Annotated in this window: 17 protein-coding genes; 9 read left to right on the forward strand and 8 right to left on the reverse strand. The window is 41.9% G+C overall.

The genetic code is table 11. The features are described from left to right. The first annotated feature begins 220 nt into the window (after positions 1-220). Positions 221-1,063: a sulfotransferase domain-containing protein gene (locus H5181_RS10410; protein WP_182750968.1), complete on the forward strand. Its 843-nt coding sequence runs from the start codon at positions 221-223 to the stop codon at positions 1,061-1,063. A 108-nt stretch (positions 1,064-1,171) separates the two neighbouring features. Here the strand turns inward: H5181_RS10410 and lgt are convergent, their stop codons facing one another. Beyond that, positions 1,172-1,948, reverse strand: coding sequence for a prolipoprotein diacylglyceryl transferase (gene lgt / locus H5181_RS10415; protein WP_011636266.1), 777 nt, complete (start codon positions 1,946-1,948; stop codon positions 1,172-1,174). A gap of 181 nt (positions 1,949-2,129) precedes the next feature. Between lgt and H5181_RS10420 the strand changes: the two genes are divergently transcribed. Beyond that, positions 2,130-2,975 (forward strand): RNA pseudouridine synthase, encoded by an 846-nt coding sequence (locus tag H5181_RS10420; protein WP_011636265.1) that lies wholly within the window; start codon positions 2,130-2,132, stop codon positions 2,973-2,975. A 79-nt stretch (positions 2,976-3,054) separates the two neighbouring features. Then, complete coding sequence (locus H5181_RS10425; RefSeq protein WP_182750969.1) at positions 3,055-3,765, forward strand: DUF2057 domain-containing protein; 711 nt, start codon at positions 3,055-3,057, stop codon at positions 3,763-3,765. A gap of 368 nt (positions 3,766-4,133) precedes the next feature. On the opposite strand, the gene ybaK is transcribed toward H5181_RS10425, so the two are convergent. Further along, entirely contained in the window at positions 4,134-4,607 is a 474-nt protein-coding gene (gene ybaK, locus H5181_RS10430) for a Cys-tRNA(Pro) deacylase (RefSeq protein ID WP_059748031.1), read from the reverse strand. Positions 4,608-4,621: 14 nt separating this feature from the next. Further along, positions 4,622-5,590 carry a TDT family transporter gene (locus tag H5181_RS10435; protein ID WP_182750970.1) on the reverse strand — a complete coding sequence of 323 codons (969 nt, stop codon included), beginning with the start codon at positions 5,588-5,590 and terminating at the stop codon, positions 4,622-4,624. 199 nt (positions 5,591-5,789) lie between these two features. Here H5181_RS10435 and H5181_RS10440 point away from each other — a divergent pair, with 199 nt between their 5' ends. After that, on the forward strand, positions 5,790-6,692 hold the full coding sequence (locus H5181_RS10440; RefSeq protein ID WP_182750971.1) for a LysR substrate-binding domain-containing protein: 903 nt from the start codon (positions 5,790-5,792) through the stop codon (positions 6,690-6,692). Between the two features lie 597 nt (positions 6,693-7,289). Here the strand turns inward: H5181_RS10440 and H5181_RS10445 are convergent. The 3 genes from H5181_RS10445 to H5181_RS10455 form a co-directional block, all read right to left on the reverse strand. After that, complete coding sequence (locus tag H5181_RS10445) at positions 7,290-7,772, reverse strand: hypothetical protein (protein ID WP_182750972.1); 483 nt, start codon at positions 7,770-7,772, stop codon at positions 7,290-7,292. Positions 7,773-7,920: 148 nt separating this feature from the next. Further along, entirely contained in the window at positions 7,921-8,643 is a 723-nt protein-coding gene (locus tag H5181_RS10450; RefSeq protein WP_182750973.1) for a hypothetical protein, read from the reverse strand. Between the two features lie 854 nt (positions 8,644-9,497). Then, positions 9,498-10,136, reverse strand: a complete 639-nt coding sequence (locus H5181_RS10455; RefSeq protein ID WP_182750974.1) for an NAD(P)-dependent oxidoreductase — start codon at positions 10,134-10,136, stop codon at positions 9,498-9,500. Between the two features lie 204 nt (positions 10,137-10,340). Between H5181_RS10455 and H5181_RS10460 the strand changes: the two genes are divergently transcribed. The 4 genes from H5181_RS10460 to H5181_RS10475 are packed head-to-tail and all read left to right on the forward strand — an operon-like array spanning position 10,341 to position 14,511. After that, on the forward strand, positions 10,341-11,855 hold the full coding sequence (locus H5181_RS10460; RefSeq protein ID WP_182750975.1) for a cryptochrome/deoxyribodipyrimidine photo-lyase family protein: 1,515 nt from the start codon (positions 10,341-10,343) through the stop codon (positions 11,853-11,855). Then, positions 11,845-11,985, forward strand: a complete 141-nt coding sequence (locus H5181_RS10465; protein WP_182750976.1) for a DUF2256 domain-containing protein — start codon at positions 11,845-11,847, stop codon at positions 11,983-11,985. The genes H5181_RS10460 and H5181_RS10465 overlap by 11 nt, the downstream gene beginning before the upstream one ends. An 11-nt stretch (positions 11,986-11,996) precedes the next feature. Beyond that, positions 11,997-13,583 carry a cryptochrome/photolyase family protein gene (locus H5181_RS10470; RefSeq protein ID WP_182750977.1) on the forward strand — a complete coding sequence of 529 codons (1,587 nt, stop codon included), beginning with the start codon at positions 11,997-11,999 and terminating at the stop codon, positions 13,581-13,583. 28 nt (positions 13,584-13,611) lie between these two features. Further along, positions 13,612-14,511 carry a LysR family transcriptional regulator gene (locus H5181_RS10475; protein WP_182750978.1) on the forward strand — a complete coding sequence of 300 codons (900 nt, stop codon included), beginning with the start codon at positions 13,612-13,614 and terminating at the stop codon, positions 14,509-14,511. 245 nt (positions 14,512-14,756) lie between these two features. Here H5181_RS10475 and H5181_RS10480 read toward each other — a convergent pair whose 3' ends face one another. Further along, on the reverse strand, positions 14,757-15,551 hold the full coding sequence (locus H5181_RS10480) for an alpha/beta fold hydrolase (RefSeq protein WP_182750979.1): 795 nt from the start codon (positions 15,549-15,551) through the stop codon (positions 14,757-14,759). Positions 15,552-15,570: 19 nt separating this feature from the next. Beyond that, positions 15,571-16,593, reverse strand: coding sequence for a DUF2817 domain-containing protein (locus tag H5181_RS10485; protein WP_182750980.1), 1,023 nt, complete (start codon positions 16,591-16,593; stop codon positions 15,571-15,573). A gap of 243 nt (positions 16,594-16,836) precedes the next feature. Between H5181_RS10485 and H5181_RS10490 the strand changes: the two genes are divergently transcribed. Then, the gene (locus H5181_RS10490; protein ID WP_182750981.1) at positions 16,837-18,051 is read left to right on the forward strand and encodes a 4Fe-4S binding protein; all 1,215 of its coding nucleotides are present in this window, start codon (positions 16,837-16,839) and stop codon (positions 18,049-18,051) included. The last annotated feature ends 30 nt before the right edge of the window (positions 18,052-18,081 follow it).

Below are 18,081 nucleotides of genomic sequence, written 5' to 3' on the forward strand. Positions count from 1 at the left end.
GCATAAGTAAAATCAAAGCGTTTAAACAGTAACACCGCGGACACGTTTGCTGGTTTAGAGCCTTGTCAGAGCAGTTAAAGTGGATATAAAACTCAGCTATCACCTTTTAATGCTCACACTCTAATCCCTATACCTACAACCCAGTAAACTTGCCATTTTGCACAATTATCGGTAGTTTTACTGTATTGAAAGACGTAAAAATAATAACAAAGGATTACGGATGGGAAACATACTTTGGGTGGCCTCTTACCCTAAATCGGGTAACACTTGGGTACGCGCATTTTTAGAAAACTATATTCAAAATCAAGATCAACCGATTGATATTAATACCATGCACACCATTTCGACAGCAGAGTCGGCCGCGCATCGTTACCAGCATTATTTACCAAAAGACAAAACGGCCACCACCGAACTGACGTTAGAAGAAGTCAGTGTACTAAGACCAAAGGTTCAGGCTGATATTGCGCATCAAGCTAATGGCACCACATTTGTAAAAACCCACAACTACCTAGGCGAATACAACGGTCATCCACTGCATAACTCCTCTGTCACATCTGGGGCGATTTATGTGGTTCGTAACCCGCTAGATGTGGCAATCTCAATGGCCAATTACTTTGGTTACAGCATCGATGAAGCCATAGCTTATATGGCAGAAGAAATGACAGGCACGCCAAATGAAGCACCGCATGTGCCGCAAATTATTACCTCTTGGTCTATGCATGTGTCTAGCTGGACTGCCGATGACGCATCAAAGCTGATTTTACGCTATGAGGATATGCTAGATGATCCTAAAAAGGTCTTCCGTAAAGTAGAATCCTTTTTAGGTTTGAAAAAAGATCCTGTCCGCCTGAAAAATGCCATTAAGCACTCTTCTTTTGCTCAATTGAAAGCCCAAGAAACTAAACTCGGCTTTGTTGAAAAACATGAAAATGCTAATGCCTTCTTTAGGAATGGTGGCAAGCATCAATGGAAAACCAAACTGACACCAGAGCAAGTACAAAAAATTGTTGCTACCCATTACGAGCAAATGAAGCGCTTTAAGTATTTACCTGCTGGAATGTAATGCCAAATAAAAAGCATTAAAGCCTGACTTAGATTGTTCATAAAAAACGTCCTATTGCAGTAGCAATAGGACGTTTTTATTGGATATCACTTTCAGTTTGTCAGCATACTAAGTGCGTTTACGGTAAGCCATAACAAGCAACACAATGCCAGTAAATAGAAACGGTAAACTTAACCACTGGCCGGCACTGAGCATTGACTCATGATATGCAGCTTGGCTAACTTTCACACTTTCAATCGCGATACGCGCGCTGAAGACCAGCACCAAAAACAGGCCAAATATAGCCCCGTGTTTTTGCTTCATATTGGTGTATTTATAAATGGCGTATAGGCCGATAAATATTAATAAATAGGCAAACGATTCATACAACTGCGCAGGATGGCGCGGCAACATATCGATGCGCTTAAAGATAATGCCCCATGGCTCAGTTGTTGGTTCGCCCAAAATTTCTGAATTAGCAAAGTTCGCCATACGCACAAAAAAGCCAAATATAGCCGTCGCGATAGCTAAACGATCAAGTAAAAATAAAAACGGTAACTTCACTTTTCGTTGGTAAAAATACAGACCTAATATCGCTCCTAACCCGCCGCCATGGCTGGCAAGCCCACCTTCCCAGATCGCAAATATCTTCAGCGGATGAGCAAAGTAGTATCCAGGGTCATAAAAAATACAATGAGCTAAACGTGCCCCAACAATAATGCCAATAACGCAATACACTAATAGATTATCAAGAGACTCAACATCTAAGCCTTCTTTTTTGTAAAAGTGCTTCATCACCTGAAAACCAGTGGCTATAGCCAACGCAAAAAGCGCGCCGTACCAATGTACGGTTAATCCCATAAACGAGACTAATATAGGATCAAAATCCCAAACGATGTGTTCCAAGTTACCTACTCCAGATTGATATGGTGTTTTGTCGCGTTATGCTAAAACAACTTTACGACAGATGATACATAGATACTTAAGCGAAGAGAAAGTTTCATTAACTAATCAACATTGAAGCGCTAAATAAGGTAACATTTAGCGTTATTTACTGCTGATAAACTGCATTGTTAGAGTTAACCAAATGATGGCCGATAAAACCGAATACCATATTGATATTACCGAGCACAGTACTGACGCCATTGAGCTATTGGCGCAAGTCAGTAGCCTGAGTAAGCAAGTATTGAAAGATGCTATGCAAAAAGGCGCTATTTGGCACAGCCATGGTAAACAAACTAATCGTATTCGCCGTGCAAAAAAACCTTTGCAACCGGGTGACAAGCTGCATCTTTATTACAATCAATACATTCTAGATGAACAAGTCACACCCGCTGAGTTATTGTTTGATGAAGCTGAATACAGCATTTGGTACAAGCCTTATGGTATGCGTTGCCAGGGCTCAAAGTGGAGCGATCACACCACTATTAATCGCTATGCTGAATTAAATATGCAGCCACAGCGCAATGCCTTTATTATTCATCGCCTAGACCGTGCTGCCACCGGATTATTAGTATTGGGACACAGTAAAAAAGCCACTGCCGCTATTGCTAAGCTGTTTGAAACTCGCGAATTAGAAAAGTACTATCAAGTGATTGTTGAAGGTGAGTTTCCGAGCAATCCCGTTACCATTAATACTCCAGTCGATAATAAACCGGCGTTATCACACGCCACCTTACTGACCTACAACTCAGAGTTAAATCAATCCAAGGTACAGGTAAAAATAGACACGGGTCGTAAGCATCAAATTCGTATTCATATGGCAAGCTTAGGCCACCCCGTTGTAGGCGACCGTTTGCATGGCAATGGCGACGAGCACTCGCCCGACCTTGCACTGACATCGTGTTATTTCCGTTTTGTTTGCCCATTAAGCAACACGCTAAAAACCTTTGAACTGCCAGAGCATTACCGACCAGCATTTATTACCCATTAAGCAATGAAGTAAATAAGCAATTATTGTGCTTACACATAACAAACAATATTGTTCATCAACATCAATGGAACCACACACTATGCGTCATATCATCGCGTTACTTTGTCTTACTCTTAGCCCTATGGGCATCGCCGCCAGTTTACAACTGCCAGACAGAGCCGAAACGGTATTAGTTAATGGTAAAGCCTCACAACAGCAATCTAGTGTAAAACTGGACTTAAGCATGCCCGATAACATGCAACAAATCGCTTTTCGCTATCAAGCCCGTTACCGAGATAATGGCAGCCAAAATGATTTTGTTTCTGATGTTGTTATTTTGCGTTTTCAGGCCAGCGAGCAAAACTATCAACTCACTTTGCCGACCATTAACTCTGCCTCACGCGCCAATCAATTTAATGATCAACCCACTATAACGTTAACCGACAATACGGGTAAAAGCATTGTATTTACTCAAGATAAGCTGATGAAGTCAGGCTTACAAATTGGCCGTAATTTTGCTCAAGAAATCGCGCAATATAATGGATCTGGTGCCATAGCTGCAATTGCATCAGCTAAACGTATCACCTCAAAAACAACTACTGCTGCACCAGTAGTACCAATAGCAATTATGCCAGTAGCAATAGTACCAGTCGCAAAAACGACTGAGGTTACAGCAAGTAACAATACCGCCGACACTCAGGTTAATAAAACTGAAGATATCACCCAAGCAGAAGTCAGTAGAATGCTCGATTATTGGTATCAAAAAGCCAATCCTAATACCCAAGCAGAGTTTAAAGCCAAAATAAATTGATAATGAAGGGTGTTATTGAACGAAGGTAAAACCTAGAGTTTGAACTTGAATAGCTCAACACTCATTCTTTTGAGGCTAATGATTTGAGGCTCACTCTTTTGAGACGAACTCGTTCAAGAGCAGATGTTTTACGATTAAATGTTTGAGATGAATTATTTGAGATGAATTGTTTGAGATGAATTGTTTGCGGCAAAATGTATACGGCGATCTCTTTATAGCTAACCTTTTATAGCAAACTCTTTGTAGAAAATTATTGGCTGTGAAATGCTTATTTCGAAATGTTGGCTGCGAAATGCTTGCTGCATATTGCTTGCTGCCAATGGTCATTAAGCTAACAATCTCATCGGCTAGTTAACGGCAAATAGACGTTAGCGTTGGGCACAAATATCAGCAAACGTAGCTTTCAATAACCGTTGTAAATCAGCAGGACTTAGCGAGATATCTACGCCTCTTTTGCCAGCGCTAATGTAGATACGTTGATGCTGCTGTGCTGAAATATCGATAATCGTCGGCAAAGGTTTTTTTTGCCCTAACGGACTCACACCTCCTAGTACATAACCGCTAGAACGCTCAACGACTAACGCCTCTGCCATGTGGGCTTTTTTTGCACCTGCGGCTTTCGCGATTAACTTCATACTCAACATCGACGACACTGGTACAACCCCAACCACCAGCGCTTGGTTATCTAAGCTCACCACCAAGGTTTTAAACACTTGTTCCGTTGGCACGCCCAATTTTTGCGCTGCTTCTAAACCATAAGATTCACTATTAGTATCATGATGGTATTCATGTACTTCAAAATCGATTTTATGCTTTTTGGCTATCTCAATTGCTGGGGTCATGATAATGCGCTCATTTATGGATTCACCGCCAATACTTTGCTTGGCTGATAAAAATGCAGATATCGCAGACAAACATAACTGACAACCACGGTAGCGACAAGCAATTCAAATTCAGCTAATGCATTAATTTGCTGTACATATTCCGCTGCCATGCCAACACTTTCCATCCAAACAGACATTTTAAATAATGCCGTTGCCCCTATCACCATCGGAAACGTAAACGCGGCATAGCCGGGGCTAAAGGGTAAACGCATCAGTTTGAAAAAACACAAATAGATAATTGAGGTCATTAACACCCCAATACCAAATAATAGCCCAACAATAACCGGCGATGGTTGTTCAATTACCGTTAAATAGCCCGCCAAAGATAAACTTGCTGGCGCCGCTAAAATCGCTAAAGTAGGTTTAGCAGCATCTGGGATTTGTTCTGTAAATATAAGACGATAAATCATCATCGGTAACATTATGGCATAACTCAACATGCCAAAGTTTAGCGCAGCATGAGCAACCCACGCTAAATGAATATTGCCAGAAAATGACACATCGGCCACCACAATACCAATGGGCGGAATAAACCAGCTAGGCACCATATGATGCAGTGAAAATTGTTTACTGCGATGATAAATAAACCCGACCAAAAAGCTGATGTGCAGCAATACTGCAAATGACCATAATAAATCACCTGCGAGTGCCGAGGCATAACTCAGCGAATTCGACACCACCATTAACGCCATTGCAAAAGTAGGTACCACGCTGCCGACCACTGGATGAGCAAGATCCTGGCGTAATAAATCTGAATGTAATAAAAATTTAGCACTTAAAATCAGTAATAATACACTTGCGATGGCAGCCCCACCCCACTGACTATAATGATGTAAATCAACGAGGGTTTCCCAACTCCAACCTAAACTTGCAATTCCCAACGCTAATCCAGCCATAGGGGTTGGAACTGCCGTTAGTGTTTGTTTTACCGCTCGAATCATTACAACCTCAAAACAACCCATCAGAGAATAAGCTTATATTACGCTTGCACTTTGTTTATATATATCCAATTATATGAAACATACGTTCATAAAAATTGAACGAATATTTATCATACCAATAACGATGAAAATAAAAATGAAACCGTTCACATTAACTTTATAACCATCAAACTCACTCTATATCAAACTAAGCGGCGCTATGCACATTTCATTAAAGCAGCTCAACGTGTTTACCAGTGTTACCCAACATAAAACCTTAACCGCTGCAGCTGAGGCACTGTATTTGTCTAAAGCCGCGGTGAGCATGGCACTGGCAGAACTCGAAAAACAATTGGGTCACCCGCTATTTGATCGGGTCAATAATCGCTTGGTGCTTAATCAAGAAGGACACAAGTTATTACCACTGGCCGATGAGCTGCTTAGTAGAGCAAATAATATCACTCAATTGTTTGATGCAGACCACGCTTTTACGGGTCAATTGAAAATAGGTGCCAGTGACACCTTAGGTAATCATGTTGTACCTGGGTTATTGAGCCAATTTAGGCAGCAACATCAACATTTCTCACAAAGCGTGGTGATTTCAAATTCACGCTTAATCTGCCAAAAGCTGCTGGATTACGAGTTAGACATTGGCTTGATTGAGGGTAAAAGTCATCACCCAGAGCTCATCGCCACTCAGTTTAGCCATGATGAAATGTGTATTATCGCTGCGCCTCATTTACCCATAAGTCAGCAAGCACAATGGACGTTTAATGATTTAGAGCAAAGTGAATGGATATTACGTGAGGCAGGTTCTGGCTCAAGAGAGTTTTTTTTGCGCACTATCGCGCCGCAAATAGAATCGTGGCATGAAGTGTTTGAACTTAACACTACTGAGGCATTAATTAACAGTGTCGCCGCTGGACTTGGCTTAGGATGTTTATCTGCTTTGGCGGCACAATATGCGATTAACGATGGACGTGTGGCTCAGCTTGATTCTCCAATTAAGGGGAATCATATTAATATGCAGCGACCGTTTTGGTTGGTGGTTCACAAAGATAAATATCACAGCCCGCTGTTGAAAAGCTTTATTGAGTTTTGTCATCAATGGGATAATACATAAAGCGGTTCTTGGTTGAATATGGCCTTCGGCCACCAACGTCGTGGCGCTTCACCAGATCTATTTTTAAACTTCGTTTGAATTAAGATCGCAAGGTTCCACCCTGCACGGGCTAATACATCGGACATTCCAGTCACTCTTCTCTGTCATTCCGGTAATGCTTGTGAGCCGGAATCCAGCTTTGTTCTTTGGTTTTAGTCTTGGCGATGGCCTGCGGCCACTAACGTCGTGGCGCTTCACCCACACCAGACCAAGAGGAAACCAACGGCTGTTCCCTCTTGGAACTCCCAGCCGCCCCGCAACATTTTCGCTATTTACAAAACAAGAGCTGCGAAAAGTCGCCATGGGGTTTGATCCAGCTTTTAACTTCATCTGTAACCGTCTTCAGCCTTATTCGAAAATGCTAACGCTTCCGATGGTACATCCTGTACCGCGAAAGCTAGCCTGACGTCCTGTCAGGCTCACGCTATTTTCTTCAACGGCCTCAAGCTCAGAGTTGAATTTAGACATTTTCAATCAAGACTTCTAAGTAATTTATGGACAAAAGCGTGCTAGATTCCTAACTCTAATCCTTTTGATTGCTTTGTTAGCGTTGTAAATTTAATGAGAAGATTTCTTGTTATAAGAATAGAAACTGCTTTCAAAATTTTCTGCGCTAAATTTTTGATTTATTGGAGCCCAACCACTTGTAGGTTCAATTTCTCTTATGGACACCGTTTTTTTATTTAAAAACTCATCTATTAAAAGATATCCACCCGAAAGAGAGTAAAACCTTCGGTGCGAGGCATCCCAACAAGAGCTCATGAAGAGATCTTTTTCATTGTTTATATAAACAAAATGCATACCAACCGCTGATAAATCTATTTTGCAACTGTCATCGTTAAGCATGAAATATAACCTTGTATCTTTTTTTATTGGGTGCCGCATTACATACGCCACTGATAATTTCGACTCACTAACAACACTAGGAATCTGATCCTCGCCGGGATCAAAAGGTAGCTTTTCTATAGACCATGAGGTTTCATCAGGAAAAACATATTTAGAATAAAATGTAAGTAAGAATAGAATTAAAAATTTATACATTATTGACTACTCTGCAATAAGCTAATGCCGCTTTAAGTAGTGAGCGACGCTGCCATAAAACTTAACCCATTGTGCTGTAGAAACTAAATTCAGGCAAACCGAAAATGCCGAGCGTTGTGCATCTGTCTTAAACGCTTCGTTAGGCAAACTATTTAGCCCAAAATTCTTTGGCAACGATTTTATGATGATTCATTGAGTTCTTACTATCAAAGTGAGACTTAGTAAATAGGCTATATAGCGGGAAAATGATGTCATGCGACATATCAATAATGTCTCTTGCATCAGAGTAAACTAAACCGAAGTCATTAGCTTCAAACACTCTTCGCCCAATGTCATCAGCAGATTGGAATTCTTTATGGGATATCATTTTATTTCGAGCGTTATTTACCCTTGAACCAATTTCAGAAGTAAGTAGTACCTTATAATTCGTCGTTGCTTGCTCAAGCAACTTATCAAACCAAGTAGCCTTCAACTTGTTATCCTCAGCTCGGAAGTAATCTTTTGTTTCCTCTGACAAATTTCTGTCAAATGATAGAATTTCCTTTTGGCTAGTGTCGCAAAAAAATTTTCTTAATTGATTTAAAAAGTTTTCGTCTTCAAGGCTATTAAAGATATTATGAATACTCGCTACTTTCTTATGTGTGTCGAACAAGATTGCACGCATTTCTGACAAGACGTACATATATAGCGAAAATCGAATATTATTAACTCCATTTAATGCATACGAACCATCCCAACGAACAAGCAAGTCAGGGTTATCTAATAATTGTCCGAACAACTTCTGATTTTGGTCAGCTAGAAAGTAGGTATTTACAATACTGGAAAGCATCATCTTGTTTTTTTCAATTCGATTCTGAATTTTGCTGTTCATATTTCCTCTGTTTGCCTAACATTTTATTAATGCGCATGCGTGTTTCCCAAACTTATCACCTAAGTTCTTCTTTACATGCGCAACTAATTTTAAATAACTGAATACTTTGTCAGTTTAAGTGACGCGAACATATATTAACTAAAATGAACTCAAAACCATTCATTTTTGAATGTAACAGTATACTTATCCTGTTTCGGTAACTCATGATAAAAGCATGCATAATAGATGAGAATTTGTAGGCTACTCGTTCGTCATTTTCGATTCATTAAGCGAGTGCTAGCACACTTTGGGGCAAAAACGAGTTGGTTTTTGACTTAAAAATATCTAAATTCAACTCTGAACTTGAGGCTGTTGAAGAAAATGGCGTGAGCCCAGACATGGATGTCTGGCTAGCTTTGGAGGGGAAGGGACGCCCCATCTGAAGCGTTAGCATTTTCAAATAAGGCCGAAGAACACTCAGACGAAGTTAAAAGCTGGATCAGACCACGTCGCGAAATTATCGCTTTTCAGATAATTTTGATGTGGCGGCTGGGTGATCCAAGAGGGAATAGCCGTTGGTTTCCTTTTGGTCTGGTGTGGGCGAAGCGCCACGACGTTAGTGGCCGTAGGCCATACCTTAAATACACTTTTATCCAAAAACGTTTTAAAACAGACTCAAATTACATAACCTGTAACTGATAACCCAATATAATTTTTTGAGTAAAATGCGCTCAAATCTTACCGAGTAACGGCTATGGCCTAATACAAATTCAACCATTGTTTGCCTAATCGATATAACCACCTATGCGCCGGATAAAGCATAAAAAAAACAGGCCGTTTAGGCCTGTTTCGATTAATCACCCACCAAATATCACTTAGTAAGCAACGCTAATACGTTGATTAATATGCTGAGCATTTTCGGCTTCATCAAGCATGGCTTTGGCATAATCCACTACTGATACTCGGCTTTGGCCTAGTGCATCGGTAAAAAATTCGTTGCCGCCTATACGGTATGGGCCTTCTGACTCACCAGGGAAAATCATCGCAGCAGGGCTAACATAAGTCCACTCGATATCAGAATCTGTATCACGGAACGCAGCTAGTGCCTCACCTTGGGCGATGGCTTCGGCTTTATAATCTTCAGGAAACTCTGGTGTTGACACTAACGTCACGCCTGGTGCGACTTCTAAGCTACCTGCACCGCCAACCCATAACAAACGCGGTGCGCCCGCTTTAGGCAAGTGTTGCAATAATTGCTTAGCGGTTTGAGCAACTACTTGATGGTTTTGTGCGGCGCGGCCACCGATTGACGCTATAACAACATCAACGTCGGCAAATGCGCTAGCGATGGCATCGCTTGTCATCGTGGTTAAATCAAGCGTACGTACGGCCACATCTTGAGTGACTTTGCTGGCGTCGCGCACTACGGCAACCACTTCATGGCCTCGGCTTATCGCTTGTTGCATGATAGTGCCACCAATCCAACCTGTTGCGCCTAATACTGCTAATTTCATTTTGTGTCTCGCTCTATTAATTATCAATGGAGCTAGTTTAGTGGGTAATCTTTTAGAGATAAATATCGATTATTGCGCTTAATTGTATCATTTAAAGATACAAATCAAGGTGTAAAAATCTTTACGTAATAGTGTCCTTAAAAGCAATCTAAACGGCAGGCTAGTGCGTATCTAATGGCTCATTCATCATGAGATTTTGGCGCCATGCCCGACACAATCAAACAAGCTATTAATATTGTCTGGTTTAAACGCGACTTGCGCTTGTCTGATCATCAGCCGCTCGTCGATGCGTTTAATCACGATTTACCCTGCTTGCTCATTTATACCTTTGAGCCATTTCTGCTGGCTGACTCGCATTATAATGAACGCCATTGGCGCTTTGTGTGGCAGTCGCTGCAAGATATGAATCAACAACTGCTCCGATTTAACGGACAGGTGTATATGTTCAGTATGCCGATGATTGACTTACTGGATGAGATATCCCAAACATTTGAAATTAAGAATATTTATAGTCATCAAGAGATAGGTTTACACAACAGCTTTGAACGCGATAAAACGGTTGCTCGCTGGTGTAATCAACAGCAAGTTAATTGGCAGCAGTCGCCTACTGGAGCTGTAGTTCGTGGCCGAAAAAATCGTCAGGCATGGGATCAACACTGGCAACAAGTAATGAACAGCCCTATTGCCATCCCCAACTGGCAACAATGTCAGTTACAAAAACTCGATAATTATCAAGACCCGACTCTTGATAATGCCATCATGGCACACAATGATCAGTTTCAAATAGGTGGCCCCAAAGCAGCCAGAACAATACTGAGCAGTTTTTTAACCCATCGGGGTAAAGATTATCAACGCAGTATTTCAAGCCCGAGCTTAAGTCAGACCCATTGTTCACGCTTGTCGCCTTATTTAGCATGGGGAAACATCAGTCTAAAGCAAGTATATCAAGCGACATTAACACGTTATAACGAGGTGCAAACCAGCAACAAAGCGTGGAGAAAACCGTTATTGGCGATGATGTCTCGTTTACATTGGCATTGCCATTTTATGCAAAAATTTGAAAGCCAATGCAGTATGGAATTTACCCCGGTTAACCCTGGGTATGTTGATTACCCCTACCGTACCGACGACAAAGTGCAGCAAGATATTCAACGCTGGGCTGACGGCCAAACGGGGATCCCTATTATCGATGCCTGTATGCGTTGTTTAAAAGAAACCGGCTATATCAACTTTAGAATGCGCGCCATGCTAGTCAGCTTTGTGACTCACCATCTCAATATAGCCTGGCAGCATGCCAGCTTACCGCTAGCCAATTATTTTCTCGATTTCGAACCTGGCATCCATTATCCGCAACTGCAAATGCAAGCCTCGGTCACTGGTATTAACACTATAAGGTTATATAACCCCGTAAAGCAGTCACAAGACCAAGACCCACGCGGTGAGTTTATTCGATTGTGGTGCCCAGAGCTCACCAATTTACCCAATGAGTATATTCATCAACCTTGGCAACAACCGCCTATGGAAGCGATTTTTAACGACATTATCTTAGGTCGTGACTATCCAGAGCCAATGATTGATTTAACTCAAGCATCACAAACTGCCCGCGATCGTTTATGGTCGTATCGCGAACAACCTCAAGTTAAACAGCATATTGTTGCGGTATTAACCCGTCATGTACGCCCAAAGCCCAAACAGAAGAAGGCTCGCCATGACACATAAAAAACCACATTTAACCCATAAAATCTGTTTGGTATGCCAACGCCCTTTTGCATGGCGTAAAAAATGGGCCAAAGATTGGGACAACGTTAAATATTGTTCTGAACGCTGTCGCCGACATAAATCTGAATAAAGGTAATCACCATGACGACGCTTTACACCAATGCTTCACCAACATTATTGCCGCAAACCAGCACATTGAGACTCATCTTGGGCGATCAACTCAATGCGTCACACTCTTGGTTTAAACAAGTCGATCCTAATGTGGTGTATTTGATTGCCGAGTTGGGACAAGAAGCAAGTTATGTCACTCATCATGTGCAAAAGGTCTGCGCCTTTTTTGCCTCTATGGCGCAATTTGCACAGGCCTTATCCAAGAGTGGTCATCAAGTGATGCACCTAACATTAGATGACACCCAGCACTATGCAGATCTCCCTGCATTACTTGAAAACATCACCACAACCCAGCAACTGACGATATTTGAATATCAACAGCCTGATGAATATCGCTTAGCGCAACAATTGAGTGAACTCGCACTGCAAAAGGTGAGTAAAAACAGCTACGACACAGAACATTTCTTACTGCCATTTGCCGATATTCAGCGCGAATTTACACCGAATAAACATGTGAAAATGGAGTTTTTTTATCGACGCATGCGCAAACGCTTTAATGTATTAATGCAAGAGGGTGAACCATTAGGTGGCCAATGGAATTTTGACCAGCAAAACCGTGCGAGCTTTAAAAAGAATGATCTTGCTGATGTTCCTGCGCCCTTGGTATTTGCTAACGATGTCAGTGATATTTTAGCCCGCCTTAAGCGCCATAATATCAACACCATAGGCAAGGCAGAAAGCCAATTGTTATGGCCAGTGAATCGACGCCAATCGCGTGAGTTACTCGACTTTTTTTGCCAGCATTTATTGATCCGCTTTGGTCATTTCCAAGATGCGATGACCGAAAATAGCCGTGCGGATTGGAGCTTATATCATTCAAGGCTATCGTTTGCACTTAACGCAAAAATTATTTCCCCCAGTGAAGTGATTAATAAAGTCATCGCGCATTGGCAAGCGCATCAACATGATATTTCACTGGCTCAAGTTGAAGGTTTTGTTAGGCAAATACTTGGCTGGCGTGAATATGTTCGCGGTATTTATTGGTGCAATATGCCTAACTACGCCACTAAAAATGCCTTACAAGCACTGCGGCCGCTGCCAGGGTATTTTTGGACCGCCAACACCAAGATGAATTGCATGCACCACGCCATAAAACAGTCACTCGATTATGCTTATGCCCACCATATTCAAAGATTGATGGTGACTGGCTGCTTTAGTTTACTCGCGGGTATCAATCCAGATGAAGTCGACCACTGGTATTTAGGTATTTACATTGATGCCATCGAATGGGTCGAAATGCCCAATACGCGCGGGATGACTCAATTTGCTGACGGTGGAATTGTGGCCACTAAGCCTTATGCCGCCAGCGGTAACTATTTGAACAAAATGAGCGACTATTGCAAAAGCTGCCATTACAATGTCAAACTCAAGACAGAACATAACGCCTGCCCATTCAACAGTTTATATTGGCATTTTATTCAGCGGCATCAAGACCAATTTAAACGTAACCCTCGCATGGCAATGGTATATAAAAACTGGCAAAAAATGGATGTGCACACGCAACAGGCCATTATTAACAAAGCCGATAGCCTATTGGAAAATATAGAAAGCTTATAACCTTTAGCTGTCGCGACAGGATGATTTTATGGACAAAATATCTGCTATACGCAGCTTTGTTGAAGTGGCCAGTTGTGGCAGCTTTACCCAAGCGGCCGAGCAACTTGGCTTAAGCCGTTTACAAGTGTCGCGCCATATCAAAGAAGTTGAACAATGGTTAGCGTTGCGATTATTACACCGCACCACGCGCCGAGTTAGCCTCACCCTACAAGGCGAAGAAGCGCTTAATTACTGCCAACGCATTTTAAGTGAAGTCACCGCGATGGAAGGTCGTGCTAATAGTCATAATACTGAACTGGTTGGCAGTATCCGGATCGCCTCACCCATTGGCCTTGGGCAACACAAACTGTATGACGTAGTTGAGGCTTTTTGCCAGCAACATCCTCAAGTTAATATTCAGCTATTACTGTCGGATAATGTCTCGCAATTGGTGAATGACAGAGTCGATATTGCGCTGCGTTACACCCACCAGCCTGATGAAAGCTTAATCGCCAGACGCTTAATGCATATCGACAGTGTCATTTGCGCATCACCTGACTATCTCGTCAAACATTCAACCCTATTGTCAGCCAACGACTTATTACAACACAACTGTTTATGCCACTCGAGCCAACCACGTTGGGAGATAATCGATGAGTCTCGAACCTGTTTACTTGATGTGAGCGGTAATTTACAGGCCAATGACATGGGTGTATTGATCAATGCGGCGCTTCGTGGCAACGGTATTGTGTGCTTGCCGACCGATTTAGCTAATCACTATCTTAAACGAGGTGAGTTAATCGAAGTGCTGCCCAATACTACCGCGCCAGGAAAAACCTTGTGGGCGGTTTATTTGTCGCGTAGTTATCAGCAAACCGTCGTCAGAGCCTTTATCGACTTTACCGCTAATGCTTGGCAGCAAGACATTAAAAAATGGCCAGCAAGCTAAAGTGACGGAATGAATGATTGAATGACTAATCGCTACTATTTAGCACTTTCAAATTAGCACTTTCTATTTTGCACACTCAATTTAGTACTCTCTGTTTAATACTCTCGATTCAGTACTTTCTATTTAAGAAGCACTACTCTATAAGCCCTAATGGATAAGCCCTACTGAATAAGCTCTAACGAATAGGCCCTAATGAATTAGCCCTAATGAATTAGCTCTAATGAATAGGCCCTAACGAATAAGCTCTAATGAATAATTTTCAACAATAGTTGTTGTAATTGTTGTGGTTGATCAAGGCTGGCATCGTGACCGCAATCATCTATTTTATGTAATTGTGTTTGATAAAATACCGCTAACTGTTCGCTACATTTTGGATGCGCAAGTTCGTCTTGATTAGCGACAATCACGCTAACCGGTATGTCATTCAATATAGGACTGTGAAAACGGGCTGAGGCGTACAATTGGCGTAATCCATTAATAAATGATGTATGGCATTGCAATCTCAGTATACTCCAGGCATTAATCACTTCAATACTTTGACCCAAATGCCTGCTGGTAAAATCTAATACCGTTGCCTCTAGCCAATGACTTTTATCTGTATCAATACTGTTCGACAAGCTGGCGCGTAAAGCCCGAATGAACACAGCCCCCAATGACCTCATTAACCCCAAACATTGGAACCGTTTATACCAAGGTGACAAGTTAGCAGCACTGCTGTTAATTAACACAACATGTTGTACTCGCGAGCGACACTGCGCCGCCATCGTTAATGCCAGCATACCTCCCATAGACAACCCAACCAATACCACCTTAACTTGGCTTGGTATCATGCTCTGCTTTAGTAATGCATCATCAATTTGTTGCCACACCGCAACACAATAATCCTGTATTTTACCTGGGCTAGGCTGATTGACTAACAGGCCATTACCCGGTAAATCGACGCTAATAACATTCACAGCTTGTTGAGCTAAACTCTGATCAAAACCATACCAATGGCGGCTATCGCGCATTAATCCTCTAAGCAAAACTAAGGTGGTCATTGCTTATCCTCACATAGCCTCATTTAGCTTCTTTAGACCAGAAGCGATTCGCCTGTTGAGTCAACTGCATAAGCTGTTTAGGCTTTATTTGTTCAATAATTTGTGCATAAGCTGCATCGATAATGAACTGCATTAATACCACGTGACGCCTTAAAATACGTTGATGTCGATGTGTTTTCTGCGGATTAAAATAGCCGGGGAAATTAAATAGTTGTCGCGGATTTTTACGCACCCAGGCCCACGAGCCCATTTCTAACGTTAATGGAATAAACGGGTTTTCGCTGATATTACTCGCCACTAAGTAATCCCAAATATCGCCATGAGTCCGATAAAAATGACTTTGTGGCGCTAACCGATAATGGCCGTGGTGAGGATAACCTTTTTCGAATAACTGCATTAAATGATAAATATAACCTATGCCGGAAAACGGTTGCCGAGTATGCGCATGAGGAAACCACAAATGGTCTAGCAAACCAAAACCTGAATGAGCATCTAAGGCAATAACACTGCTACTTTGTTGCTGTAATTGTTGCACATAGTTCACTAATGCTTGGGTTTCTAGCTCCATGCCATTTTGACCACGATACCAAGGCAAGCGCGGTGACAGTCGCTGGCCGCCAACAAGAAAGGTCACGTCTTCATCTGAATCAATCGGTGCATTGCGCATTAAATCTACATTGTTACCGTTGCCTCGGCTGCCACGCAAAAAGCCAACCGGGTTGACCACAGGTACAAAGGCTAAACGTACATGTTTGAGTAATTGCTGTAAATGAGTATCCCAAGGTAGTCGATTGAGTAAGCTGTCTAAAAAGGCCAACACCACTTGTGCACCAATACGCTCAACACCATGCACCCCACCAACAAATAACACCGTAGGGCAAGGTTGCTGTTGTTGGCCAAGCTCAATGGCGGTTACCGATAATTTTTCACCACGATAATATAAATTCGCTAGGGACTTATGCCTAAATAGATGCTGATGCTGGGCAATTAAGCGCTTTAAGGTGTCGATCTCGAAAGAATGCTCAAATGAAAACTTAGCCATTAGCCACTTTTTACTGTCACAAAATAATCTTAATAAGGTAACCAGTCATTAAGACAAGTTAATGACAATCGAGTGAAGAACCAAATTCACACATTGCTTAACAATGTTTACATAAAGTAAACAAATCAATATAGATCATATATTTAGAAATCAATTATTGCCTTTGGTGACCCCTCTCACATTAGCCCTTAAGCAGAACTTTTATCATTATTAATAGAAAATAAAACACTATAGGCATCCTCTATGAGTACAATCGAATCAATTACCTTAATGCTAGCCTTAGTATATAGCACCAGCTTACTGTATTGGGGTGGCAAAAAATGGGGCGCATTGGTCAGCGGGGCATTATTGCTCGGCGCAACTCTTGCTAGCTTTTTCTGGCCGCTTTTACTCATATTGTTGGGCGCGGTATTAGTTGTTACCGCAATAGGACAATATCAACCTGCGTTTGCCAATGCAGAAGGAAGGCCCAATGCAGTACGTGAGATTTGCCAACATTTCTTTGCCCTTTCGATGTTACTGGTTGGAGTGCAATATGCCATCAATGCTGGATTATTGTATGCCGGAGAAACCCCCTGGCTAATGAGGCCTGATGTCGGTGATGCATTTTTACCTATTGCGGGCGGTATAGAACTCAAAGCTATTTTAACCCTCGGATTGTGGGATCAAAACCATCCTGCTGCGGTAGTGATGTTGTGTGTAGTATTGCTTACAGGTGTCGTGTGTAAGCGAGCATTTTGTGGTTGGGCTTGTCCGCTAGGATTAGCAGGTGAGTACCTTTATAAACTGAGAAAACGTGTTGTTCATGCAGAGTTACTACCGCCGGCGTGGATAGACTGGCCACTCAGAATGGTTAAATATTTATTATTAGCGGCACTGCTTTATTTGGTTATTTCGATGCCATCAGCAAGCATTCCAAACTACTTAGCGGGTAATTACCACAAAGTGGCTGACTTAAAAATGGCAGTGTTTTTTATGATGCCATCAATGGTGACCTTAATCGGTTTTGGAATGATCTTTGCCTTAGCCGCATGGCGTCGCCAAGGTTTTTGCCGTTACATTTGCCCTTATGGCGCGTTGTTGGGCATTGTAAGTTTTTTAAGCCCGTTTAAAATTCGTCGTGATACTCAACATTGTTTAATTGAAACCAAAGGCATGAATTGTGATAAGTGCACTCGTGCCTGCCCTGCCAATATATCGGTGCATACTCAAAAAAATATCCGCTCAGACGAATGCCAAGCTTGCATGCGTTGTGTGTCTGCTTGCCCTAAAAAACAAGCGCTGCAATTTAGTACTCGTAATGGTATCCCGCTTTCGGCCAGAGGATTACTGATTGTGTTACTGACTATTATGTTTATGTTACCGCTGTTTGCTTACGTGAGTGGCTACTGGCACAGTCAAACACCTAGCGAGATCAAAATGGAACTGATTCAGAAACTGGACCGCATTGGTCATTAATTTACATTTTCAAATGGGCAACAAAAAGGG

Source organism: Shewanella sp. SG44-2 (assembly GCF_014164215.1).
Taxonomy (GTDB): domain Bacteria; phylum Pseudomonadota; class Gammaproteobacteria; order Enterobacterales; family Shewanellaceae; genus Shewanella; species Shewanella frigidimarina.

Excerpts from the sequence above, each read along its gene's own strand:
- H5181_RS10410 (WP_182750968.1), top strand. The coding sequence starts at position 221 with ATGGGAAACATACTTTGGGTGGCCTCTTACCCTAAATCGGGTAACACT.
- H5181_RS10420 (WP_011636265.1), top strand. The coding sequence starts at position 2,130 with ATGATGGCCGATAAAACCGAATACCATATTGATATTACCGAGCACAGT.
- H5181_RS10425 (WP_182750969.1), top strand. The coding sequence starts at position 3,055 with ATGCGTCATATCATCGCGTTACTTTGTCTTACTCTTAGCCCTATGGGC.
- ybaK (WP_059748031.1), bottom strand. The coding sequence starts at position 4,607 with ATGACCCCAGCAATTGAGATAGCCAAAAAGCATAAAATCGATTTTGAA.
- H5181_RS10435 (WP_182750970.1), bottom strand. The coding sequence starts at position 5,590 with ATGATTCGAGCGGTAAAACAAACACTAACGGCAGTTCCAACCCCTATG.
- H5181_RS10440 (WP_182750971.1), top strand. The coding sequence starts at position 5,790 with ATGCACATTTCATTAAAGCAGCTCAACGTGTTTACCAGTGTTACCCAA.
- H5181_RS10445 (WP_182750972.1), bottom strand. The coding sequence starts at position 7,772 with ATGTATAAATTTTTAATTCTATTCTTACTTACATTTTATTCTAAATAT.
- H5181_RS10450 (WP_182750973.1), bottom strand. The coding sequence starts at position 8,643 with ATGAACAGCAAAATTCAGAATCGAATTGAAAAAAACAAGATGATGCTT.
- H5181_RS10455 (WP_182750974.1), bottom strand. The coding sequence starts at position 10,136 with ATGAAATTAGCAGTATTAGGCGCAACAGGTTGGATTGGTGGCACTATC.
- H5181_RS10460 (WP_182750975.1), top strand. The coding sequence starts at position 10,341 with ATGCCCGACACAATCAAACAAGCTATTAATATTGTCTGGTTTAAACGC.
- H5181_RS10465 (WP_182750976.1), top strand. The coding sequence starts at position 11,845 with ATGACACATAAAAAACCACATTTAACCCATAAAATCTGTTTGGTATGC.
- H5181_RS10470 (WP_182750977.1), top strand. The coding sequence starts at position 11,997 with ATGACGACGCTTTACACCAATGCTTCACCAACATTATTGCCGCAAACC.
- H5181_RS10475 (WP_182750978.1), top strand. The coding sequence starts at position 13,612 with ATGGACAAAATATCTGCTATACGCAGCTTTGTTGAAGTGGCCAGTTGT.
- H5181_RS10480 (WP_182750979.1), bottom strand. The coding sequence starts at position 15,551 with ATGACCACCTTAGTTTTGCTTAGAGGATTAATGCGCGATAGCCGCCAT.
- H5181_RS10485 (WP_182750980.1), bottom strand. The coding sequence starts at position 16,593 with ATGGCTAAGTTTTCATTTGAGCATTCTTTCGAGATCGACACCTTAAAG.
- H5181_RS10490 (WP_182750981.1), top strand. The coding sequence starts at position 16,837 with ATGAGTACAATCGAATCAATTACCTTAATGCTAGCCTTAGTATATAGC.